Origin of the sequence: Deinococcus sp. (assembly GCF_025362455.1) — a bacterium.
Classification (GTDB): domain Bacteria; phylum Deinococcota; class Deinococci; order Deinococcales; family Deinococcaceae; genus Deinococcus.
The window spans coordinates 1-2,237 of the sequence record NZ_JANYGJ010000122.1 but is presented as its reverse complement, the minus strand read 5'-3'; the positions used below and the strand labels follow the sequence as shown (position 1 = coordinate 2,237).

General features: G+C 65.0%; 3 protein-coding genes. 2 read left to right on the top strand and 1 reads right to left on the bottom strand.

The window, feature by feature from the left end:
* The first annotated feature begins 1 nt into the window (after position 1).
* Both Q0R23_RS09620 and ruvC read left to right on the top strand, forming a co-directional pair.
* Entirely contained in the window at positions 2–406 is a 405-nt protein-coding gene (locus Q0R23_RS09620; RefSeq protein WP_293912497.1) for an iron-sulfur cluster assembly accessory protein, read from the top strand.
* A gap of 176 nt (positions 407–582) precedes the next feature.
* Positions 583–1,074: a crossover junction endodeoxyribonuclease RuvC gene (ruvC, locus tag Q0R23_RS09615; RefSeq protein WP_293912494.1), complete on the top strand. Its 492-nt coding sequence runs from the start codon at positions 583–585 to the stop codon at positions 1,072–1,074.
* 44 nt (positions 1,075–1,118) lie between these two features.
* Here ruvC and moaD read toward each other — a convergent pair whose 3' ends face one another.
* Entirely contained in the window at positions 1,119–1,859 is a 741-nt protein-coding gene (gene moaD, locus Q0R23_RS09610; RefSeq protein WP_293912491.1) for a molybdopterin converting factor subunit 1, read from the bottom strand.
* Between the last annotated feature and the right edge of the window lie 378 nt (positions 1,860–2,237).

Genomic DNA, 2,237 nt, shown 5'->3' with positions numbered 1-2,237 from the left:
CATGACTCAGACCCTTGACCCCATCAGTGCGCCCATCGGCATCAGCGAGGCCGGGGCCAACCACGCCCTCTCGGCCATCGCCGCCAGCGGCAAGGACCAGGCGGGCGTGCGGCTGTTTATCAAGTCCGGCGGGTGCAGCGGCTACCAGTACGGCATGGCCATCGACGACCGCGAACTCGACGGCGACACGGTGCTCTTCGACCGGGGCGTCAAGCTGATCGTGGACCGCATGAGCTTGCCGCTGGTCCAGGGCGCCGAGATCGACTACGTGGTGAGCATGATGGGCGGCGGCTTCACCGTCAACAACCCCAACGCCACCTCGGCTTGCGGCTGCGGCCACAGCTTCCGCACCGACGGCAGCGAGGCCCAGGCGGGCGAGGGCTCCGGCGGCTGCGCTAGCCACTGATGCGCCAGCCACTGATTTGCGCTGACCACCGAGGCGAGCAGCTCAGCACCGAGCTGAGCAAATAAAACGGAGCGCCCAGGCCGGAAGTGGTCTGGGCGCCTGTTTTTGGGCTGTTCAAACCCGATTGGTGCAGATGAACGGCGGCCCACACATCCTTGACGCGCTATCCTGCGCCCATGATCGTTCTCGGCATCGACCCCGGCCTGGCCAATCTCGGACTCGGACTCGTGGAGGGCACCTCGCGCAAGGCGGTGCATATTCACCACGTCTGCCTGGTCACCGAGTCGGCCTGGATCATGCCCCGGCGTCTGCAATACATCCACGCCGAGGTCACCCGGCTGATTCAGGAGTATCAGCCCGAAGCCGTCGCCATCGAGGACCAGATTCTGCGCAAGCAGGCTGACGTGGCCTTCAAGGTGGGCCAGGCGTTCGGGGTGGTGCAGCTCGCCTGCGCCCAGGCCGGGCTGACGGTGCATACCTACGGCCCGATGCAAGTCAAGCAGACCCTGGTGGGCAGCGGACGCGCCGACAAGGAGCAGGTCATCTACATGGTCAAGGCCAGTCTGGGCATCCGCGAGGTCTTCAACAACCACGCCGCCGACGCGCTGGCCCTGGCCCTGACCCATCTGGCCCACCAGGGCGTGCGTCAGGCGCTGGCGCGGGCCTGAGCACTTCAAGTCCCCAACCTTTTCAAGTCCCCAATCTCTTCAAGTCACAGCGGCGTGTGCCCAACTGAGCCCTCGACCCAGTGCGCTCCGGTGTCGTCACCCTCGTGCTTCCAGATCGGCAGCTCGACTTTCAACTCCTCGATCAGCTCGTCGCAGGCTTCCAGCGCGGCGCGGCGGTGCGGACTGCCCACCCCGATGACGATGCTGGCCTCGCCGGGTGTCAGGCGTCCGGTGCGGTGCTGCACGTAGACGCACAGGCGTCCGTGCCTGGCGCGTGCCCGTTCGGCGGCGGCCCTCATGACCTTCACGGCCATCGGCGCGTAGCCCTCGTAGTCGATGAATTCCACGAGTCTGCCCCCGTTCGGCGAGCGTACTGTGCCCACGAAATATGCCTGCGCTCCGTACTGCGGCAAGGCGAGGTGCTGGCTGGCCCGTTCCAGACTCAGCGGTTCCTGCGTGACCTCGAAGACATCGGCAGGGTCGCCCTGAGTGTTGCCTGAGTGAGTGTTGCCTGGGTGAGTGTCGCCTGGGTGAGTGTCGTCTGGGTGGCCGCCACCTGACACCGGGGGCAAAAAAGCCAGTTCGTCGTTGTCGCTCAGCGGCTGATCTGGCTCGGCGTACTCCTCGTTGACGGCGGCCATGCAGCCGCTCAGGGGCAGACCATGAAGCGCCTCGATCTGCGCGGCGGCCTGGCACACGGTGGCGCCGTCGGGCAGTTCCAGACTCAGGCTGTCGGTGCCGAGTTCACGTTTCAGGCGGGCAAAGAAGACGACGCGCACGTTCATACCGCCACGCTAGAGCATCCGGGCAGCGCGGTGCAGTGGGGCGGTCAGCCACGCCCGCGTCCGGCCCCTGCTGGACGAACGGACCTGCCCCCGTGTCGTGACCTGAAAAGAGACCCGAATCACGGCGCAGGCTACCCGGACTGCGTGTTGACGCTTGTGCCGCTCTGCCGGAAAACGTCGCTCAGCACGCCTTTCCGGGGTTAATATCCTCTCTGTGTCGCCCACACCGGTTTCGGCGCTTGACAGAACTCCACTTCGGCAGTATTGTTTCTGAGCCTCTTCGGGGGCGCGGTGCATGACAACAGTATTGACGCGAAGAATATGACGTCATACACGCTTCTTTTGGGAAGCGTGTGATGAATGAAGAAGGATCAAGAT

Bases quoted from the DNA above. Each gene is read 5' to 3' on its own strand.
- moaD (WP_293912491.1), bottom strand. From the start codon at position 1,859: ATGAACGTGCGCGTCGTCTTCTTTGCCCGCCTGAAACGTGAACTCGGC.
- ruvC (WP_293912494.1), top strand. From the start codon at position 583: ATGATCGTTCTCGGCATCGACCCCGGCCTGGCCAATCTCGGACTCGGA.
- Q0R23_RS09620 (WP_293912497.1), top strand. From the start codon at position 2: ATGACTCAGACCCTTGACCCCATCAGTGCGCCCATCGGCATCAGCGAG.